Annotated in this window: 22 protein-coding genes; 15 read left to right on the top strand and 7 right to left on the bottom strand. The window is 28.8% G+C overall.

The features are described 5' to 3' along the window. The first annotated feature begins 1 nt into the window (after position 1). The 7 genes from MKD41_RS06225 to MKD41_RS06195 all read left to right on the top strand — a co-directional run bounded on the left by MKD41_RS06225 (position 2) and on the right by MKD41_RS06195 (position 7476). The gene (locus MKD41_RS06225) at positions 2–466 is read left to right on the top strand and encodes a TspO/MBR family protein (RefSeq protein WP_240244578.1); all 465 of its coding nucleotides are present in this window, start codon (positions 2–4) and stop codon (positions 464–466) included. Between the two features lie 2 nt (positions 467–468). Beyond that, entirely contained in the window at positions 469–954 is a 486-nt protein-coding gene (locus MKD41_RS06220) for an SRPBCC family protein (RefSeq protein WP_240244577.1), read from the top strand. Between the two features lie 29 nt (positions 955–983). Further along, positions 984–1490 carry a CIA30 family protein gene (locus tag MKD41_RS06215; protein WP_240244576.1) on the top strand — a complete coding sequence of 169 codons (507 nt, stop codon included), beginning with the start codon at positions 984–986 and terminating at the stop codon, positions 1488–1490. Between the two features lie 17 nt (positions 1491–1507). Further along, a complete protein-coding gene (locus tag MKD41_RS06210; protein WP_240244575.1) occupies positions 1508–1717 on the top strand; it encodes a hypothetical protein in 210 nt (69 codons plus the stop codon). A 535-nt stretch (positions 1718–2252) separates the two neighbouring features. Beyond that, positions 2253–5783, top strand: a complete 3531-nt coding sequence (gene nifJ, locus MKD41_RS06205; RefSeq protein WP_240244574.1) for a pyruvate:ferredoxin (flavodoxin) oxidoreductase — start codon at positions 2253–2255, stop codon at positions 5781–5783. A 76-nt stretch (positions 5784–5859) separates the two neighbouring features. Further along, complete coding sequence (locus MKD41_RS06200; protein WP_240244573.1) at positions 5860–6234, top strand: HEPN domain-containing protein; 375 nt, start codon at positions 5860–5862, stop codon at positions 6232–6234. Positions 6235–6297: 63 nt separating this feature from the next. Further along, positions 6298–7476, top strand: coding sequence for a GlmU family protein (locus tag MKD41_RS06195; RefSeq protein ID WP_240244572.1), 1179 nt, complete (start codon positions 6298–6300; stop codon positions 7474–7476). Between the two features lie 68 nt (positions 7477–7544). On the opposite strand, the gene MKD41_RS06190 is transcribed toward MKD41_RS06195, so the two are convergent. After that, the gene (locus MKD41_RS06190) at positions 7545–9749 is read right to left on the bottom strand and encodes an endonuclease MutS2 (RefSeq protein WP_240244571.1); all 2205 of its coding nucleotides are present in this window, start codon (positions 9747–9749) and stop codon (positions 7545–7547) included. A gap of 58 nt (positions 9750–9807) precedes the next feature. Between MKD41_RS06190 and ung the strand changes: the two genes are divergently transcribed. Together ung and MKD41_RS06180 are read left to right on the top strand one after the other, a co-directional pair. After that, a complete protein-coding gene (ung, locus tag MKD41_RS06185) occupies positions 9808–10473 on the top strand; it encodes a uracil-DNA glycosylase (protein WP_240244570.1) in 666 nt (221 codons plus the stop codon). Between the two features lie 62 nt (positions 10474–10535). Beyond that, the gene (locus tag MKD41_RS06180) at positions 10536–11258 is read left to right on the top strand and encodes a hypothetical protein (protein ID WP_240244569.1); all 723 of its coding nucleotides are present in this window, start codon (positions 10536–10538) and stop codon (positions 11256–11258) included. A gap of 184 nt (positions 11259–11442) precedes the next feature. Here the strand turns inward: MKD41_RS06180 and lipA are convergent, their stop codons facing one another. From lipA to MKD41_RS06150, 6 genes are all read right to left on the bottom strand, one after another. Continuing rightward, positions 11443–12318, bottom strand: a complete 876-nt coding sequence (gene lipA, locus MKD41_RS06175; protein ID WP_240244568.1) for a lipoyl synthase — start codon at positions 12316–12318, stop codon at positions 11443–11445. Between the two features lie 34 nt (positions 12319–12352). Continuing rightward, the gene (locus MKD41_RS06170) at positions 12353–13582 is read right to left on the bottom strand and encodes an NRAMP family divalent metal transporter (protein ID WP_240244567.1); all 1230 of its coding nucleotides are present in this window, start codon (positions 13580–13582) and stop codon (positions 12353–12355) included. Next, complete coding sequence (locus MKD41_RS06165) at positions 13563–14144, bottom strand: RNA polymerase sigma factor (protein ID WP_240244566.1); 582 nt, start codon at positions 14142–14144, stop codon at positions 13563–13565. The genes MKD41_RS06170 and MKD41_RS06165 overlap by 20 nt, the downstream gene beginning before the upstream one ends. Further along, entirely contained in the window at positions 14138–15250 is a 1113-nt protein-coding gene (locus MKD41_RS06160; protein WP_240244565.1) for a glycosyltransferase, read from the bottom strand. Before MKD41_RS06160 ends, MKD41_RS06165 begins: the two co-directional genes overlap by 7 nt. A 3-nt stretch (positions 15251–15253) precedes the next feature. After that, a complete protein-coding gene (locus MKD41_RS06155; RefSeq protein ID WP_240244564.1) occupies positions 15254–15439 on the bottom strand; it encodes a membrane or secreted protein in 186 nt (61 codons plus the stop codon). Between the two features lie 425 nt (positions 15440–15864). Further along, positions 15865–17973, bottom strand: coding sequence for an elongation factor G (locus MKD41_RS06150; protein WP_240244563.1), 2109 nt, complete (start codon positions 17971–17973; stop codon positions 15865–15867). Between the two features lie 64 nt (positions 17974–18037). Here MKD41_RS06150 and MKD41_RS06145 point away from each other — a divergent pair, with 64 nt between their 5' ends. From MKD41_RS06145 to MKD41_RS06120, 6 genes are all read left to right on the top strand, one after another. Next, entirely contained in the window at positions 18038–18181 is a 144-nt protein-coding gene (locus tag MKD41_RS06145; protein ID WP_240244562.1) for a hypothetical protein, read from the top strand. 56 nt (positions 18182–18237) lie between these two features. Then, the gene (locus MKD41_RS06140) at positions 18238–18669 is read left to right on the top strand and encodes a DUF2141 domain-containing protein (RefSeq protein ID WP_240244561.1); all 432 of its coding nucleotides are present in this window, start codon (positions 18238–18240) and stop codon (positions 18667–18669) included. A 31-nt stretch (positions 18670–18700) separates the two neighbouring features. Continuing rightward, complete coding sequence (locus tag MKD41_RS06135; protein WP_240244560.1) at positions 18701–20044, top strand: 2TM domain-containing protein; 1344 nt, start codon at positions 18701–18703, stop codon at positions 20042–20044. Between the two features lie 74 nt (positions 20045–20118). Further along, positions 20119–20415 (top strand): 2TM domain-containing protein, encoded by a 297-nt coding sequence (locus MKD41_RS06130; protein WP_240244559.1) that lies wholly within the window; start codon positions 20119–20121, stop codon positions 20413–20415. 3 nt (positions 20416–20418) lie between these two features. Next, complete coding sequence (locus MKD41_RS06125; RefSeq protein WP_240244558.1) at positions 20419–20730, top strand: 2TM domain-containing protein; 312 nt, start codon at positions 20419–20421, stop codon at positions 20728–20730. 122 nt (positions 20731–20852) lie between these two features. Then, on the top strand, positions 20853–21614 hold the full coding sequence (locus MKD41_RS06120; RefSeq protein ID WP_240244557.1) for a LytR/AlgR family response regulator transcription factor: 762 nt from the start codon (positions 20853–20855) through the stop codon (positions 21612–21614).

Here is a 21614-nt window from a genome sequence, read left to right as displayed (position 1 = left end):
CGTGAGCACGCATATACAATATATACTACTGTTTTTAGTGTTAAATTTTGGGGCGTTGGCAATTGGAGGCTATTTAATTAATAATGGTCCACAAGCTAATTGGTACTTAAATTTAAACAGAGCTCCTTGGACTCCGCCAGGATGGTTTTTTGGTGTAGCTTGGACTACAATAATGGTTTGTTTTTCTATTTATTTAGCACATTTATTAGCTTTAAAACCAGGAAGTTATTTTTGGGTGGTATTTTTTATTCAATTTGTTTTAAATATAGCTTGGAATTTCATTTTTTTCAATCAACAGCAAATAGGATTAGGATTAATTGATATTATTTTACTTACAATAATAGTTGGTTATTATTTATTTCAATTTGGAAGTGGTTTAGGAATTAAAACTTGGTTTATAGTACCTTATTTTGTGTGGTTGTTAATTGCAACGAGTTTAAATGCTTATGCGTTTTTTAAAAATTAAGAATGAATTTTAGTACAAAAGGAACAGTTTATACATTATCATCTAAACTACAATTACCAATTTCGGTTAATGTTGCTTGGGAGTTTTTGTCAAATCCAGCAAATTTAAAAACAATTACTCCAGATTATATGAGTTTTGATATTTTAACTGGAGCTGATAAACCAATGTTTGCAGGACAAATAATACAATATGTTGTAACTCCAATTTTAGGAATTAAAACCAATTGGGTTACTGAAATTACGCACGTTGTAGATAAACATTATTTTGTAGATGAACAGCGGTTTGGACCTTATGCACTTTGGCATCACAAACATTTTATTAAAGAAATTGATGGAGGCGTAGAAATGGAAGATATTATTGACTATAAAGTTCCTTTTGGTTTTTTAGGGCGTATAGTACATCCATTTATTGTAAAACCAAAGCTTACAGAAATTTTTAATTATAGAACTAAAAAGTTAATTAATCTTTTTGGAGAATATAATAAATAAAGAATTCCAATTGTAAAATAATGAAACTTATGACTTTAAATTTAGATCCAAATCATACCATAGTTAATTTTAATAAAAATACTACATTGCATGATTGGTGTGTGGTAAATGATGTTGTAATGGGAGGTAAGTCTACTAGTGAAGTAATGTTAAATAAAAATGGAAATGCAGTTTTTAAAGGAAAAGTCTCTTTAGAAAATAATGGAGGATTTTCTTTATTAAGACATCGGTTTTATAAGTTAGATATTTCTAATTTTAAAACTATTAAAATTCGTTTAAAAGGTGACGGTAAAAAATACCAGTTTAGAATAAAACCATCTAGGTTTAATCAATACTCTTATGTTCAATATATTCAAACCGCTGAAGATTGGGAAACTATTAAAATAGACCTAACAGATTTTACACCTATTTTTAGAGGTAGACAATTAGAAATGCCAAATTTTAATGAGCTAACAATAGAAGAGATAAGTTTTTTAATTGGAAATAAACTACAAGAAAAATTTAAACTTATTATAGAGTCAGTTGTTTTAGAGTAATTATACGTGTATTTTAAATGAAAGAAAGATCATTTGTACCAACTGCAGCTATTTTTGAAACTACAAAAGAGCTAGAAAAATTTCAAAATAGTATGTTACGCCCAATAATTAAATCGTTGAATGGTTTGTTATTTGAATATTTTCAGAATTATCTCATTTTACAAAAGTTTGATATGACAGATAGAACATATTTAAAAAAAATGAATTTATTACCACTGTTTTATTAAAAGATAATCAATTAAAAAATAAATTAAAGGGGTTTATAATAGGTCATTTTTCACTTGAAGAATATATGTATTATAAAACTTCATCTAAACAAATTAATAAAAGAATTTTGAATGTTATTAAGCAGCATTTTTTAAGTTATTAATAAATAGTATTCCTTTTTTATATGAATAAAATAGCTATTTAAAATATTTTTTAAAGCATTAACTCCTTTTTATTATGAAACTTTAATTATTTATTAATTAATATAATTTAGTCTTTAACAAAGGCGATATTCTTGTGTTAAAGCACTGTTAAGATTGTTACATATAACTCTTAAAATGGTAAACCAAATTGGTTTACCATTTTATTTTCAATTACTTATATTTATTAAATAAAATGATTATAAATAATCAGCTATCTTTTTAAACTGATATTTATCATTATAACTCTAGGTTAATTCTTATAATTTTACAATACTTAAATCAATAATTAATATAGTTTGTAGCCATTTTAAACAAATTCTACAAATTATTTTACATAAATAAAATATAAGAAATGAAACCAGAAACGAAGAAATTAATTTGTGATGCTAACGAGGCTGTAGCTAGAGTAGCACATAAAACAAATGAAGTTTGTGCAATTTATCCAATTACACCTGCGTCTCCTATGGGAGAACATGTAGATGTGTTTAGCGCAAAAGGAGAAAAGAATATTTGGGGAGATGTTCCAAGAATTATTGAAATGCAAAGTGAAGGTGGAGCAGCAGGAACAGTTCACGGGTCACTTCAAGGAGGAGCGCTTACTACAACATTTACAGCTTCACAAGGGTTGTTATTAATGTTGCCAAATATGTATAAAATGGCAGGAGAATTATTGCCAACTGTAATACATGTTGCGGCAAGAACAATAGCTACACATGCATTATCGATTTTTGGTGATCATTCAGATGTTATGTCTGCTCGTCAAACAGGTTTTTCAATGTTATTTGGAGGTTCTGTGCAAGAAGCACATGATTTTGCTTTAATAGCTCAAGTTGCAGCTTTAAAGAGCAAGGTTCCAATGATGAATATTTTTGATGGATTTAGAACATCTCATGAAATTTCAAAAATAGATGCTATTCCAGATGAAGTTATTAAGGCTATGATGCCAGAAGAGGATATAATGAAGCATAAGAAAAATGCTTTAAATCCAGAAAATCCAGTTATTAGAGGTACTGCTCAAAATCCTGATGTATTTTTTCAAGCGAGAGAAGCAGCCAATTCTTATTACGAAAAAGTTCCAAGAATTGTTCAAGAAACAATGGATGAATTCTACGAACATACAGGAAGAAAATATAGTTTATTCTACTACTTAGGACACCCAGAAGCAGAAAAAGTTGTAGTTATTATGGGGTCTGGAGAAGGGCCAGTAAGAGAAACTATAGATACTTTAGTAGAACAGGGAGAAAAAGTAGGAGCATTATTTGTTCGTTTATACCGTCCGTTCTCTGTAACTGATTTTATAGAGCAAATGCCAAAAACAGTTAAAAAAGTAGCTGTATTAGATAGAACAAAAGAGCCAGGAAGTACTGGAGAACCTTTATATTTAGATGTTGTTACAGCTTATGTAGAAAGCGGTGAAGCTATGCCAACTGTAGTTGGTGGTCGTTACGGACTTTCTTCTAAAGAATTTAATCCAGCAATGGTTAAAGGTATTTTTGATGAACTTGATAAAAACTCACCAAAAAATCACTTTACAGTTGGTATTAACGATGATGTAACACATACAAGTATTGAATACAAACCAACATTCGAAACTAAAAAATCTACATTTAATTGTATGTTCTATGGTTTAGGATCTGATGGTACTGTTGGTGCAAATAAAAATTCAATTAAAATTATTGGTGAAACTACAGATAATCATGTACAAGGTTATTTTGTTTATGACTCTAAAAAAGCAGGAGCACAAACTGTTTCGCATTTACGTTTTGGACCAGAACCAATTTATTCTTCATACTTAATAAGTACAGCGAATTTTATTGCTTGTCATCAACCAAATTTTGTAAATGAGTACGATATCTTAAAAAAGATTAAAAAAGGAGGTACTTTCTTACTAAATACACCACATTCTAAATATAAAATTTGGGCAGAGTTGCCAAGTGCAGTTCAAAAAAGAATTATAGATAACAATGTAGAGTTTTATGTAATAGACGCAACGAAGGTTGCAGCAGAAGCTAATTTAGGAAAACGTACTAATACAGTATTACAAACTTGTTTCTTCGCAATTTCTGGTGTGCTTCCAAAAGATGAAGCTATCAAAAAAATTAAAGAAGCAATTGTAAAATCGTATTCTAAAAAAGGAGATAAAATTGTTCAAATGAACTTTAATGCAGTAGATAAATCTCTAGAAAACTTACAAAAAGTAGAATATCCTTGTCATACAACAAATGAAGAAGGTTTAGTGCCAATGATGACAGAAGATGCAGATGATTTTGTGAAAAATGTTTTAGGAACAATTTTAGCAGGTAATGGAGATACGTTACCAGTTAGTATATTTGCAGCAGATGGTACGTTCCCAACAGGAACTACTAAATATGAAAAACGAGGTATTGCAGATGCTGTACCAGTTTGGGATGACGCAGACCTTTGTACGCAGTGTAATAAATGTGTTGCTATTTGTCCACATGCTGCTATTAGGGCAAAAGTAGTACCTAATGAATTGTTAGAGAATGCTCCAGCCGGATTAAAACATGTTCCAGCAAAAGGAAGACCATTTGATAGAAAAACAGAAAGTTACATTTTACAAGTTTCACCTGAAGATTGTACAGGATGTGATCTTTGTGTTCAAGTTTGTCCAGCAGAAAGTAAAGAAGTAGCAGGTATGTTTGCAATTAATTTAGATAAAAAATCTGAAGTAGAAAAAGTTGAAAGTGAAAAATGGGATTACTTTATTGACCTGCCTGATTATGATAGAACAAAATTAGTAACAACAAACGTAAAAGGTTCTCAATTTTTACAACCATTGTTTGAGTTCTCTGGAGCTTGTTCGGGTTGTGGTGAAACACCATATATTAAATTGATTACTCAGTTGTACGGAGATAGTATGGTAGTTGCTAATGCTACAGGTTGTTCTTCAATTTATGGAGGTAACTTACCAACAACACCATATACAACAAATAAAGATGGTAGAGGGCCAGCTTGGGCAAATTCATTATTTGAAGATAATGCCGAATTTGGTTTGGGTATAAAATTAGCCTTAACTAAAAAAGAAGAAATAGCGGTTAGTTTATTAAAATCTTTAGAAAATGTTATAGGCAGTACATTAACAAATAAAATTATTGAAAACCCTGAAAATACAGAAGCTTTAAAAGAAGAAAAGATAAATGATATTGCAGAGTTAAATGAAATTTTAGATACAATAGATACTTACGAAGCTAAAAAACTAAGAAACCTTTCTGAATACTTACGTAAAAAAGCGGTTTGGATTTTTGGTGGAGATGGTTGGGCTTATGATATTGGTTATGGTGGTGTAGATCACGCATTAGCTTCAGGTGAAAATATCAATATCTTAGTAATGGATACTGAAGTGTATTCTAATACTGGTGGACAAGCATCAAAAGCTACCCCTTTAGGAGCAAGTGCAAAATTTGCAATGAAAGGTAAACAAAGCAATAAAAAAAGTTTAGCATTACAAGCTGTTTCTTACGGAAATGTATATGTAGCACAAATTGCAATTGGAGCCAAAGATAATCAAACTCTAAAAGCAATTCAAGAAGCTGAAGCATATCCTGGACCATCAATAATAATAGCTTACTCACATTGTGGTGAACATGGTTACGATTTAAAAGATGGAGCTGCGCATCAAGCTAAAGCAGTTGAAACAGGTTACTGGCCATTATTTAGATTTAATCCTTTAGAAGAAAAAGGAAAGAAATTTAGATTAGATTCTAAAGCACCAGCGGCGCCGTTAGAAGAGTTTATGTATTCTGAAACACGTTTTACAAGAGTTGTAAAAGAAAATTCAGAAATGGCAAAAGACTTATTAGATAGAGCCCAAGAGCAAGTAGATATCCAATGGGAGCGATTAGAGCTTTATAAAAATTTATAAACCAAAACAAATCAGAAAGTGCTGGGTATTTAGAATACCTGGCACTTTTTTTATAAACCTTTTAAACATAAATAATATGAAATCAAGATCAACAGCTTTTTTTAATGAAGCAACAAAGAATTTGCAATTAGCAAAAGATGAATTGTTTAAGCCTTCTGAAGATATTGTAACTTATTCAATATGTAAGAATGCTCAATTTGCTATTGAAAATTATTTGAGAGGTTTTTTAATTAAAAACGAAGTAGAATTAACATCAAAAGAAACCATTTCAACATTGTTTGAGAAATGTGTGGCTATTGATGAAAATTTTAAAAACATAGATATCAATGCAATAGGTTGTAAAGACCATGCAATAGATTCTAGATATTGTTCTGAAATTAATTCTGTAAGTGCTTGTTTTGATACTGCAGATACAATTGATACTTATTTAAGAAAAATTAAGGCCATATAAAATCAATTATTTTTTTTGGCAAAAATAAAACTTACAGTACCTTTGTCGAAATTATTTTGAAAAATGAATTATATTTTATATGACGGTTCTGTGCGTAAAGCATTATTGCCTTTTACTTACACAAAACCAGTTGCAGATTTACGTATTGGAATTCTTACTATTCGTCAAAAATGGGAAAAACATTTAGGTTTTACCACCACTACGTTAACTGAAGAATATTTAGAAGAAAAATATCCAATGGTAGAAATGGATAAGAATATTATGATAAATGCATCATTTTTACCAACAAATTCATTAATCGAAATTATTAAAGGTTTGAAAGTTAATCAGGCGATTTATAAAGATGATGAAATAATAGCCTTTTATACTACAGATGATCAAGATGAGGTTAATTTTGAAACCTATGAACAAATAGATCTTAAAGAAGATGTTTTACAAATTAGAAATACGTGGGATTTATTTTCTTTAAATGATGAAGCAATTAGGTTAGATTTTGATTTAATTACTGAAGGAAGAATATCTCAACCTATACCTGAAGGGGTAAACTTTTGTAATAGAGAAGATATTTTTATAGAGGAAGGTGCCGAAGTTTTATTTTCAACATTAAATGCAAGTACAGGTCCAATTTATATTGGCAAAGATTCTTTAGTTATGGAAAACTCAGCTATTAGAGGTCCTTTTAGTTTAGGAGATGATAGCGTGGTTAAAATGGGAACTAAGATATACGGAGCTACTACAGTGGGGCCACATTGTACTGTTGGAGGTGAAATTAAAAATAGTATTTTAATGGCATATTCCAATAAAGGGCACGAAGGTTATTTAGGAAATTCTGTATTAGGTGAATGGTGTAATATTGGAGCAGATTCTAATAACTCAAATCTTAAAAATAACTATGCTAAAGTTAAATTATGGAATTATGAGACAGAGCGTTTTGCTAAAACTGGATTGCAATTTTGTGGTTTAATGATGGGAGATCATTCAAAATGTGCTATAAATACTATGTTTAATACAGGTACAGTGGTAGGTGTTAGTGCTAATGTTTACGGAAGTAATTTTCCACGAAATTTTACACCATCATTTAGTTGGGGAGGAGCTGCTGGATTTTCAGAATATCCTATCTTAAAAGCTATAGAAACAGCAACTTTGGTATTAGAGCGAAAGGGTTTAGAGTTTGACGAGCAAGAAAAAAGAATTTTACATCATATTTTTGAAGAAACGTCTAAATATAGAAACTTTAAGTAAAAAATATAATTTACTAAATAGTTAAAATTAAAGACACTATCCTAAAAACTGGTTATTGTAAAATTATGCTATTTCTTTGCGGCTTCAACAAGTTCTAGTTTATTTAAGGTTGTTTTAGTGGTAAAAACACCGTAATTTATAAATGCATTATTTTTTTCTATTTTATCTATAGTTCCACAAGCGTTGCTATCAATTATTCTAACTTTGTCGTTCACTTTAAAAACGTAATTGGCTTTTTGTTTTGCAATTTTTTTAGCTTCGGTTTGCTTTTGCTCTCTCACTTTTTTTACTTCAACCAACACCTCTTTTTCTGTTATAATTAATTTTTTTTGTTCTATTTTCTGTTTAACTTTAACTTGTTTTTTTTGAGCTTTAGTTTTTGGTTTAGGTGGATTTTTTTTAAGATGTTTGGTTTTTTCTGAAGTTACCCAATTGTTAAAAGCTAAATTAAGTTCTTTTTTATTGTTTGTTTGCAAGTATTTATTCAGTAGTTCATTAATTTTTCTACCGTAAGCTAACATTTTCTGATTGCTGTCGTACAATGTTTGAAAACTTTCTAGTTTTTCTTGAATTTTTTCTTGTTTTTCTATTAAAGAACCAGTTTTTTCAGCGGCAATATTTTTTTCTTTTTCTAAGCTTTCAGAAGTTTTTTGAAGAATATTACGTTCTTTTTGAAGTTTAGAAATTGTTTTATCTAAACGTACTTTTTCTCCTTCAACACGTTTTTTAGCTTTGTTGATTAAGCTGTAAGGAATTCCATTTTTTTGAGCAACTTCAAAAGTAAAAGAACTTCCAGCTTGTCCGATAAATAATTTAAAAAGAGGTTCTAATGTTTTTTCATTAAACTGCATATTAGCGTTAGATACATTTTCTAGTTCGTTAGCTAATACTTTTAAATTAGAATAATGAGTTGTAATAATACCATAGGCATTTTTATTATAAAATTCTTCTAAAAATATTTCGGCCAAAGCACCTCCTAATTCAGGATCACTACCAGTACCAAATTCATCAATTAAAAATAAAGTACTATCGTTGCATCGTCTTAAAAAGCTACGCATGTTTTTTAAACGGTAACTGTAAGTACTTAGTTGATTTTCAATAGATTGGTTGTCTCCAATGTCTGTTAAAATTTTATTAAAAAAATAGGTAGAAGAACGTTCGTGTACGGGAATTAAAATACCACTTTGCAGCATAACTTGCAGTAAACCAATAGTCTTTAAAGTGATACTTTTACCACCTGCATTTGGTCCAGAAATAACAATAATTTGTTGTTTGCTATTTAACTCTAAGGTTTGTGGAACTGTTTTTAATTGTTTTTCGTTGTTTTTAAGTAGCAAAATAGGGTGGTAGGCATCTCGCAAAAACACCTTTTTTTCTTTTGTTAATTTAGGTAAGCAAGCATTAATTTTTTTTGCATATTTTGCCTTAGCACCAATTACATCTAGCTTAATTAAAAATTTCTGATAAGCAATTAAATTTGGAACATAGATTCTAATTTTATTAGTTAATTCTTTTAAAATACGTACAATTTCTTGATGTTCTTCATAAGCAAGATTTTGTAATTCTCTACTAAATTGTAGGGTGGCTTCTGGAGCAATAAAAACTATACTTCCCGTTTTAGAGCTTCCTAAAAGGCTTCCTTTTACTTTTCTTCTATGCATAGCTTGTACAGCTAAAACACGTTGATTGTCAATTACAGATTCTCTAATTTCATCTAAATAACCAGAGCTACTATATTGGCTTAATGCTTTGGTAAAACTAGAGCCAATTTTAGAACGAACCGAATTTATTTCAGTTCTAATTTGTTTTAAAAGTGGTGATGCATTTTCATTAACTTCTGCAAAAGAAGTAATAATATTGTTAATGTTTTCTGTAATAAGTTTTTGGTAATCAATTTCTTCTGAAAAATTATACAGCGAAGGATATATTGTTTTAAATTTTTTTAAAAATTTAAGGAGTTCAAAAATAGTATTTACATTATTGGCTACTTTTAGAAATGAAGCAGGTTCTAAATAACTGTTTTCAATTTTTAATAAATGAATTTCCTTTTCAATATCATCAAAATAATGATTTGGTAATCTATTGTCGTTTTGAAAAGAAGAAAGGTATTCATTTACTAAATTTAATTCAGAAATAAGTTTCTCTTTTTTATTAAAAGGTTTAATTTTTAAAGCACTGTTTTTTCCTAGTTCAGAGATGCAGTTTTCACTTACTGTCTTTAAAATGGTAAAAAATTCTAAATCTATTAATGTTTTTTCTGAAATGTTACTCATAAAAAGTGCTATTTTTGACACAATTTACAAAAGTATAAATTTAACGTGAATAGATGTAATGAAAATTGAAATAGCTGATAGCTGGAGAGCAATATTGTCATCAGAGTTTGAAAAACCTTATTTTAAAGAGCTTTGGGAGTTTGTAGAACAAGCATATAGAAGCAATTTATGTTTTCCACCAGAAAATAAATTATTTGAAGCTTTTAATTTATGTGCTTTAGAAGATTTAAAAGTAGTAATTATTGGTCAAGATCCTTATCATGATGTTAATCAAGCACACGGGTTGTGCTTTTCGGTAAATGAGGGAATAAAACATCCACCTTCGTTAATTAATATTTTTAAAGAAATTGAAACAGATTTAAATATTCCATATCCTAAAAGTGGTAATTTAGAGCGTTGGGCTAGGCAAGGGGTACTTATGTTAAATGCTACTTTGTCTGTAGAAGCGCATAAAGCGGGTTCTCATCAAAAAAAAGGTTGGGAAAAATTTACTGATGCTGTAATTACTAAGATTTCTAAAGAACAGGAACATGTTGTCTTTTTACTTTGGGGAGGTTATGCAAAAAAGAAAGGAATGAAAATCGACGCTACTAAACATTGTGTTTTAACAAGCGGACATCCATCTCCTTTAAGTGCAAATAGAGGGTATTGGTTTGGGAATAAACATTTTAGTAAAACTAATAAATATCTAAAAAACAATAATTTACCGATAATTAATTGGTGATTTATGTCATATGTATTAAATGTATTATTGGTTAATTTTAATAAGAATTAAATTTATAAAAAATGAATAAAATAAAATATATAATGTTTTTTATTAGTGTTTCACTAATGATGTCTTGCAAAGAAAAAAGTAATTATTCTAAAATAAATACACAACAAACAGCTCCAAAAACTATGGTTCATAAAATTGTAGTTAATGAATATATTAGCGGTGGAACTTACGCTTACTTAAATGTTTCTGAAAAAAGTAAAAGTTACTGGATGGCAATTCCAAATAGGGAGGTAAAAATAGGTGACACTTACTATTATAATGGTGGAATGGTAATGAAAGACTTTAAAAGCAAGAGCTTGAATAAGGTTTTTGATGAAATTATTTTTGTTGAAGGAATTAGAGCTTCGGAAGAATTATTAAATAAGGTACCAAATAATAATACTCATGAGCATACAGCTACAGAAAACATGGTTGATATTGCTATTGATATTGAAAAAGCTAAAAATGGAATTACCATTGAAGAATTGCTTTCTGAGAAAAAAAGATTTTCTGGTAAAGAGGTGATCTTACGAGGAAAAGTAGTGAAAGTTAATAATGGAATTATGGAAAAAAATTGGGTGCATATTGTAGATGGAACTCAGTATGCAAATGTAGAAAGTATTACTATTACTACTCAAGAAATTGTTAAAGTTGGAGATGTTGTTACTTTTAGTGGTAAAGTAATTTTAGATAAAGATTTTGGTTACGGTTATGTTTACGATATTTTATTAGAAGAAGGTGAATTAATAAAATAGGGTAACATAAATATATTAAATAAAAAAAAGTGCCGTAAAGCACTTTTTTTTATTAACTAACTCAATATTAAACAATAAAACAAAGCCTACAAACTCTCTGTTTTAAAGAGTTAATTACAACACTTATGCCATAAATAATAAATTGATGTTAATTATAAGTTAAAGAAAATTAGTATTGTATAAATTATTCTAAATGTTTTTGAGCTTTATAAGATGACCTAACTAAAGCACTACTTTCTACATGTCTAAAACCTAATTCTAATCCAATTTTTTTGTATTTATCAAATTGTTCTGGAGTTATAAAATCTTTAACAGGTAGGTGCTTTTTAGTTGGTTGAAGGTATTGACCAATAGTTAAAATATCAACCTTAGCATTTGCTAAATCTTGCATGGTTTCAATAACTTCTGCTTCGGTTTCACCTAAGCCTAACATAATGCCAGATTTGGTTCTACGCTGCCCTTGATCTTTCATATATTTTAAAACTTCTAAACTACGGTCGTATTTTGCTTGAATTCGTACTTCTCTAGTTAAGCGTCTTACAGTTTCTAAGTTATGAGAGATTACCTCAGGAGCAACAGCTAAAATTCTATCAATATTAGTTTTGTTTCCTTGAAAATCTGGAATTAAAGTTTCTAAAGTTGTGTTTGGGTTTGCTCTTCTAATGGCGTTTACTGTTTCAGCCCATATGATAGAGCCTCCATCTTTAATATCATCTCTGTCTACAGATGTGATAACAGCATGTTTAATGTTCATTAATTTAATTGAACGAGCCACTTTTTCTGGTTCTTCCCAATCTACAGTTTCAGGTCTTCCGGTTTTAACACCGCAAAATCCGCATGAACGTGTGCATATGTTTCCTAAAATCATAAAAGTAGCTGTGCCTTCAGTCCAGCATTCTCCCATATTAGGACAGCTTCCACTGGTACAAATAGTGTTCAATTTGTATTTGTCAACTACGTTTCTTAATTCTGTATATTTTTTTCCAACAGGTAATTTTACACGTAACCATTTTGGTTTTTGTACTTTTTCAGCTGTTGTTGTGGTTGTTTCTTCACTCATTTTAGTCGAAATTGAGTACAATAATACAAAGAATTTATAAACTAAATAAATACCAAATGCTGAAAGCGATTAAAAATATAATTCCAAGCCAGCTTAAAATTTTTAATTGTAAAGAAGGTCTCCATTCTTCGGGCATATTTTTACCAGAAACTAGGAGGTAATTAATAATTGCAAAAAATGGGGCTGTTAAAAATGAAAGTATGGTGGCGATTTTAATTAGCATACCCATTTCAGACATAAAAAATAATAGAATAGCAATAGTTCCTAGTGCTAAAAAACTTAGCCAAAGCCAATACATGTTTTTGTGTGGTTTGTTTGTGAGTAAATCAAAAGTTTTTGTCATTGCTCTAGGCGATGCATCTAGGGTTGTTAGTGTAGTACTAAACATTGTAGTAAATGCTGCAGCTGTAATAAAAATATACATTCCAGATCCCAAATTTTTGGTGTATAGGTTTATTAGTTGTTGAGAAAATTCTACAGAGTTATTGCTAAAAGTTTCTCCGGAACTGTACATGATTAATGCTCCAAGTGCAACAAAACAAATTCCTAAAAATAATGTGCCAACAAAGCCAATATTAAAATCAAAAATTGCTTGTTTTGTATTAAATTTTGCCGTTTTATCTTTTTGTTTTTCAATTGCCCAAAGAGATTGCCAAATAGAAACGTCTAACGGAGCTGGCATCCAGCCTAAAAAAGCTATTAAAAAACCGACTTCTATACTTCCTTTAGGTAAAATTTGTGTAAAATTTGTTGTAGTATTGGTTTTTAAACTTGCTATGGTTACGGCTATTACGGTACTTATTGTAAGGGTTATGATTATGATTTTCATTAAGTTATCCAGTAATTTATATTTTCCTATAATTAGCAGTAAAAAACAAATTAAAGTAATAATAATACTCCAAATAACGGGGTTTGTGGTAATGCCAAATAAATTAGCAGCTAAACCTGCTGTAACAATGGTTACAGCAGCTTGTATGGTAAAAATTGTAGCTAAATTTAGAATAAAATATGCGGTTAAAACACCTTTACCTAATTTTTTGTAGCCTTCAAGCAAGCTTTCACCTGTAGCTGTGGCATATCTTGGTCCAAACTGAAAAAATGGATATTTAATAATGTGAATTAAAACTAAAGCCCAAATTAAACCAAAGCCAAAGTCGGCTCCGGCTCTTGTAGATTGTACTAAGTGAGAAACTCCAATAGCGGCACCTGCAAAAAGTAATCCAGGGCCTAGTTTTTTTAGCCAATTATTTATTTTTGAAATCATTTTTAGATGATTTTTCAATAATCTGGGCTAATAATTTTTTAGCTCTTAATAGTTTAACTTTTATGTTACTCATAGGTTCGTTAAGTTTGTCTGCCATTTCTTGATAGCTCATTTCTCTAAAATAACGAAGGTTTATTATTTCTTGATAATGAGGTTTTAATTGTTTTAAGAAATTTAATAATTGAGCTAAGTTTTGTTCAATTATTAATTGGTCTTCGGCAGTAGGAGTTTCATCAAAAATTTTATAAGCTTCAGATTCTTTTTTGTTTAAAGATATAGTTTTTGTGCGTTGCTTGCGTAAATGGTCTAGAAATATATTTTTAGAAATAGAGATTAACCAAGTTTTAAAATTATAACGTTCGTTAAATAGGTGTATTTTATCAAAGGCTTTGGCAAATGTTTTTATAGTAATATCTTCAGCTTCATCCTCATTTTCAGATTTTGATAATTGAAAGCGAAACACATCGCTCCAATAAGTGTTTAATAATGTGTTAAAAGCCTTTTCATCTTTTTTTCGAGCTTTTTCAATTAATTCAGTAATATCAGTTTTTTTATTTACCAATCTGTAGGTTTTGAAATACAATTTTTTATAAAGATAAACATTTGTATGAAAATTAAAAATATTTCATAAAAAGGTAGCGCTAAAACTAAATCTTTTTCATTTAGCTTTTTTGCTGCATACCCAAAAACAAGGTATATAATTAATTGTCTTAAAATTATTGCAATAATTACACTAATTAAGTTAAATTTAAATAGTAATAAAACAATGCTAAGTAACCAAAAAAGTACTTGAGAACTTAAGAATAATGTTATTATAAATTTGTGACTATTTTTGTAATAGGGTAATGTGGTAATGTGGCGTCTTTTTTGTAAAATCCAGTTTTTAAAAGATGTTTTAGGTGTAGCTTCTGTAAAACTATCTTCTGAAATACAAAAAGTAGTATTGTTTTTTGTGGCAACCTGATTTACAAATAGATCTCCGTCTCCAGGTTTAATGCGGTGCATATGGTTAACAAAGCCATTTGCTTTAAAAAAAGTATTTTTTGTATATGCTAAGTTTCGGTTAACACCAGCAAAAGGCATTCCTATTTTTGAAAATGAAAAATAGTGAATTGCTGTTAAAAGTGTTTCGAAACGAATTAGTTTATTAAGGAAGGACTTTTTAATTTTTGTATAAGACCCATAGCCTAAAATTAGTTGTTTTTTTTTAGAAAAATTGCTAGACATTTCCTGAATCCAATTTTTAGATACGGGTTTACAATCAGCATTTGTGAATAGTAAATATTCGTTTGAGGCTGCTTTAATACCTAAAGTTAAGGCGTATTTTTTGCTTCCCCAAAATTGTTCATTGGGAGATACGTTAACAATTTTAATTTTTGAAGGATATTTATCTTTAAACTGTTCAATTATTTCAAGAGTATTATCTCTAGATGCATCATTTATAAGTACAATTTCAAAATTGCTATATGTTTGTTCTAAAAAATGTGGAATGTTTTTTTTTAGGTTGTTAGCTTCATTTTTTGCACAAATAATTACAGATACAGCTTTGTTAAAAGTAGTATTTTTAGTAGTTGTTTTAGAAAAAGAAAAATTTCCAAAAATGAAAAGAAAGTAGATACACTGAATACAAAAAATTACTGTAAAAGTAATAAAAAGAAATTCGAGCATAAATTATCTATTTTCACACTGATCTGCTGTTTTACCACAAAAACCACATGGTTCTCCAGTTTTATTTAAATGTGGATTTTGGCTAGCGCAAGTTCCTGCGAATTTTCCATCTTTTTTTGCCCAAATTTTAATTGCAATACCTGCAACACCTAAGCCTAATAAAGCAAGTGTAATTAATAATAATTTCATTTATATAGAATTTATTGTTATTAAATTTTTGAAATTTGTTAAATATTACTAACCTAAAATTAGGATAATAATTAACGTATTTCTGTAAATATAATTTGAACTGCAAATATAAAGAATTCTTAAAGAAATTTTGATGAAATTAACGCTGAATTCCATATTGAATTATGTTTATTTTTTTAAGTTAAATGATGTGTATTTTTTAATTAATTTATTAAAAACTAGTAAGTTTGTATTTTTTTATGAAAAAAAGTATTAAATTAGCATTGATTAATATTTTTTGTACTATGTTTTTTGGATTGGACCAACTAAACAAATTATATAATTAGATTAGATTGAATTAATAAAATATTAATCGAATTACTACTAACTTAAAGACTCGTTATTTTTAATAACGAGTCTTTTTTTAGGCTATTTTAAATTTATATTTAAGCTTCTTTTTTTATTAAGCTTTCTTGTACATTGTTTGGTACTAATTCAAAATTAGCAAATTTAGTGCTAAAACTACCTCTACCTTGGGTTATAGAACGTAGGGTTGTAGAGTATCTATACATTTCTGCTAAAGGTGTTTTTGCTTTAATAGATTGGTATTTACCCTCGCTATCCATTCCTAAAATAATAGCTCTTCTAGATTGTAAATCTGTCATAACACTTCCCATAAGTTCTTCAGGAACTTTAACTGTAAGTTCTTGAATTGGTTCTAGTAGTTTAGGTTTAGCATTTAAAAATGCAGATTTAAAAGCGTGAGCTGCAGCAATTTTAAAAGAAATATCATTAGAATCTACGGGGTGCATTTTACCATCAAATACCATAACTCTAATGTCTCTTGCGTAAGAACCTGTTAAAGGACCTTCTTCCATAACTTCTAAGCATCCTTTTAAAACTGAAGGTAAGTAACGTGTGTCTATTACACCACCAACTATACAGTTGTAAAATACTAATTTACCACCCCATTCTAAATCTACTTCTTCTTTACCTCTAATATTAAAACCTTCTGGTTCTGGCATTCCTTCAAACCAAGGTTCTATTTTTAAGTGAACTTCACCAAACTGTCCAGAACCACCAGATTGTTTTTTGTGTTTATAACTTGTTGTTGCAGAGCGTTGTATTGTTTCTCTATAAGCTATTTTTGGTTGATTAAATTCAGCTTTTATACCATATACTTTTTGTAAAGTCCAATCTATAGTTGCTAGATGCAATTCACCTTGACAAGATAAAATTTGTTGTTTTAATTCTTTTGAATAATGAATTGTAACTGTTGGATCTTGACTATGGATTTTTTTAAGAGCTTCATTTAATTTTTCCTCATCGTTTTTGTCTACAGCATTTATTGATACTGTAACTCTTGGTTCTGGAAATTTAATTGGTTTTATGGTAATATTAGTACCTTTTTCTCTTAAAGTATTATTTGTTTCGGTAAATTTAAGTTTTAATGTAGCACCTATATCACCAGCACTTAATTTTTCAACAGGTATACGGTTTTTACCATTTATTATATATAGTTGATTTAATGTTTCAATTTCATTATTTTCAGAATTTTCTAGCTTGTCATTTTGTTTTATTTCACCAGATTTTACTTTAAAGAAACTTATTTTACCAAGGTTTGCTTCGTATAATGTTTTAAAAATAAATAATGATGTTGGAGCATCTGGTTTGCATTCAATAGTTTTTCCTTCAACGCTTTGTTCAGGTTTTAAATCTGCTGCAGAAGGAGCTACATTATCTATAAATCCCATTAATCTACCTGTTCCCATATCGTTTAAAGCAGAAACACAGAATACAGGGAATAACTCGTGATTTAGCATTCCTTTTTTAATTCCTTCTCGCATTTCATCTTCATTTAATGTTCCTTTATCAAAATAAAGTTCCATTAATGCTTCATCATTTTCGGCTGCTTTTTCAACCAATTCATTTTGTAGTTCGCGAGCTATGTCTTTTTGGTCGTCTGGAATTTCAAATTTTTCAGGTTTTCCTCCTTCAGGTCCAAATTTGTACATTTTCATTTTAAGTACATCAATTATACATTGTGCACCATCTACAATTAAAGGGTATTGTATTTTTACTGCATTGTTTCCAATTAGGTCTACAATACTTTTATAACTTTCGTCGAAATCTGCATTAGGACTGTCAATTTGATTAATAACAAATAAGCTAGGAAGCGAAAAACGGTCTACATAATTCCATATAATTTCTGTACCTACTTCAACACCTTGTTGTGCATTTACTACGGTAACTACAGAATCTGCAACACGCATAGTTGCAGCAATTTCGCCTATAAAATCGTCTAAGCCGGGAGTATCAATAATGTTTATTTTGTAATTGCGCCACTCTGTGTGAAGTTGTGTGGCAAAAATAGAAGTTTCTCTGTCTTGTTCAATTTCGTGATAATCAGAAACAGTGTTTTTGTTTTCTACACTACCACGGCGGTTGACTAATCCAGCTTCAAAGAGCATTGTCTCTGCTAATGTAGTTTTACCACTTTTATTTGCGCCTACAAAAGCAACATTTTTAATGTGTTTATCATCATATATTTTCATAATACTAATGGTTTTTGTAAAAGTTACATAAAGTTACGAAGATTTTTATTTTAAAGTATGACGAATGTTAGTTTTTGAATTGCTAAAAGAGGAAGTTTTAATACTTAAAATTGAAATATTTAGGTTTGGAAATCTAAAAATTGTAAATAGTTACAATTCATCATTAAAAAATTACAATTCAGAATGTTTAAGTTTTGGATATGTGTAATAATCCACACTTTTGAAGTGTCAAAAACAATTAATATAAACTTAAAACAATTTATTATGCAATATTTAATCTTAATAGCAGCATTATTTTTCTCAACTTTAATTTTTTCACAAGAACAAGAAACTTCAAATTTAAACGAACAAAAAAGTATTACAGTTTCCGTTGTAAATGCTCTAAATGATAATGGAACTGTAAATTTTGCACTTTTTAATAAAGAAAACTTTAGACAAGAACCTTTAATGGCAGCATCGTCTATAATTAAAGGCGGAGTTAGTACTACTGTTTTTAAAAATGTACCAGCAGGAGAATATGCAATTATTTGCTACCACGATGAAAACGATAATAAACGTTTAGATTTTCAAAATAATGGAATGCCAAAAGAAAATTACGGAACGTCTAATAATCCATTAAATTTTGGGCCTCCACAATTTGATAGCTCAATGTTTGAATTAAAGAACAACGATGTTATTTTAGAAATTAAATTTTAAATTGCAAGTGTTAAAAAGTAAATTATTTAATATGAAGACAGGCATTAAATACCTATTTAAAATTTCATTAATTATTGCTATAGCGTTATTTGTTATAGAGCGCTTAGTTTTTAAAGGCGACTTTAATACACCTATAAATGAATTATTTAAAATATTTGGAGTTCATTTTATGTATGCTTTTGTATTGTCTGCTATAAATGGTTACTTTTTTAAATATATTGGCAATAAATTTTCATGGGAAGGAGATTCTAAAAAACGTTTAATTATTGGAGCAATAGGTTCTGTAGTGTTAACTATGTTGGGTTTAACACTGTTAAGATTTGTTACTGTTGTTTTAATTTCGGGTAATCCTTTAGATAGTTTTATAAATGATCCATACGCAAAAAACTATTATATTTTTGGCTTAGTGGTTACATTGTTTGCAAGTCTTACTTTTCATGCAATTTTTTTTTACAAAGCATTAACCGAGAAAAAAGTAACAGAACAACAAATAGTTGCAAAAACTGAAACGGCAAAATATGAATCTTTAAAAAGCCAGATAGATCCACATTTTTTATTTAATAGTTTAAATGTTTTAACATCATTAATTGGTGAAAATCCAAAATTAGCAGAAAAATTTACAACAAAATTATCTAAAGTATATCGCTACGTTTTAGAACAGAAAAGTAAAGATTTAATAGATTTAGATGAAGAATTACTATTTGCAAAAACATATATGGAATTGTTGAAAATGCGTTTTGAAGACGCTGTAATCTTTGAAATTCCAGAAAAAGCAAGTAATTCTGAACTAAAAATTATTCCATTATCACTTCAGTTATTATTAGAAAACACAATAAAACACAATGTAGTTACTGAAGAAAATCCATTAAAAGTAAAAATAGTAGAAGAAAATGGATTTTTAATTATAACAAACAATTATAGTCCTAAAGCTATTTTAGAAAAAGGAACAAAAGTAGGACTTAAAAATATTATAGACAGGTACAATTTAATAACCTTAAAAAAAGTGTCTGTTGAAAAAACAGGAGAAACATTTACAGTAAAATTACCATTACTAACTCAAAAAACTAAAATTATGAAAACATCAGAAAATATAGAAGCAAGTAAATATTTAAGAGCAGTTGAACAAGTTGAAGAAATTAAAGGATTTTATAGTAGCTTATTGGCTTATTGTATTGTTATTCCAATATTAATTTATATAAATTTAACTTACGTACCTCAGTTTCATTGGTTTTGGTTTCCAATGCTTGGTTGGGGAATTGGTATGACAGTTCAAGGTTTTAAAGCTTTTGGTCCTAATAAATTATTAGGTAAAAATTGGGAAGAAAGAAAGATTAAAGAATTTATGGAGAATGATAAAAAGCAGTATTGGGAATAATATTGAGTGCAAGAAAATGTTCAGTGAACGTTTTTAAAGAAAAGTTGAAAAAAAGTTAAAAAAATCATACGATAATGAAAACAGATTATACAGAAGAACAAAAATACTTAAGAGCTAAAAAGAAAGTAGACGAGATTAAAGGGTTTTATTGGAATTTATTATCTTATTGCTTAGTAATACCATTCTTAATATTTGTAAACTTAATGACATCTCCAGGGTATAAATGGTTTTGGTGGCCAATGTTAGGATGGGGAATAGGTTTGGCTTTTCATGCCTATGGAGTTTTTGGAAAACATATAATTTTTGGAAAAGAGTGGGAAGAGAGAAAAATTAACGAGTTAATGAATAAAGATTCAAACAAAAAATACTAAAAAATGGAAGATAATTTAGAAAATCAAAAATATATTAGAGCTCAAAAAAGAGTAAAAGCAATAAAAGGATTTTATATTCATTTATTTGTTTATTTAGGTGTAAATGCTTTTTTAATTTTAGCAAGATTAATATCTGGTGAAGGCGTAGGGCTTCTTTTAGATTGGAGTACTTACGGAACACTATTTTTCTGGGGGATAGGAATTGCTTTTCACGCATTTGCAGTTTTTGGAATGGATTTTATTTTAGGGAAAAACTGGGAAGAGCAAAAGATTAAAGAAATAATGAATAAAGATAAAAAACAATATTGGGAGTAATTATTTAAGCCACAAAGTTCGAAAGTTTAACAGTAAAAATGTGTATAGCGGTTGAGCGGAGTTGAAACCTTAATAAAAAAGTTAGATTTATTTTTTCCTAAAAACTAAATAACCAACCAAATATGGACGTAATAATAATTGAAGATGAAAAACCCGCAGCTCGTAGATTAAGCCGTATGCTAAAAGAGCTAAATATAGAGCCATTAATTATGTTGCATTCTGTAGAAGAAGCTGTAAATTGGTTTTTAACAAACAAGCACCCAGATTTAATATTTTTAGATATTCAGTTATCAGACGGATTGTCTTTTGAAATTTTTGATGAAGTTGAAATTGAAAGCGCTATAATATTTACAACTGCTTATGATGAGTATGCTTTAAAAGCCTTTAAATTAAATAGTGTAGATTATTTATTAAAACCAATAGATTCAGACGAGCTTGAAAACGCGGTTCATAAATTTAAAAATAGTTACAATACAAATAATAATGTAATCTTCGATTTACATCAATTAAAAAATATAATTTCTAATAATTCAAGCAATACCAATACGTATAAAAAACGCTTTACGGTAAAAATAGGGCAGCATATAAAATTAATTTCAACTGCATCTATAGAGTGTTTTTATAGCGAAAATAAGGCGACAAACATTCATACAATAGATAACAGAAGTTACTTAATAGATGATACATTAGATAATTTAGAAGAAAAATTACAGCCAGAAACTTTCTTTAGAGTTAGCAGAAAGTATGTTGTAAATATAAATGCAATTAAAGATATTATTTCCTATACAAATAGTCGCCTAAAATTAATATTACAGTCGTATAATGATGCAGAAATTATTGTAAGTAGAGAACGCGTAAAAGATTTTAAAAACTGGATTGATTAA

Origin of the sequence: Lutibacter sp. A64, from assembly GCF_022429565.1 — a bacterium.
Taxonomy (GTDB): domain Bacteria; phylum Bacteroidota; class Bacteroidia; order Flavobacteriales; family Flavobacteriaceae; genus Lutibacter.
The sequence above is the reverse complement of the archived record's forward strand: the minus strand, read 5'-3'. Positions and strand labels throughout refer to the sequence as shown.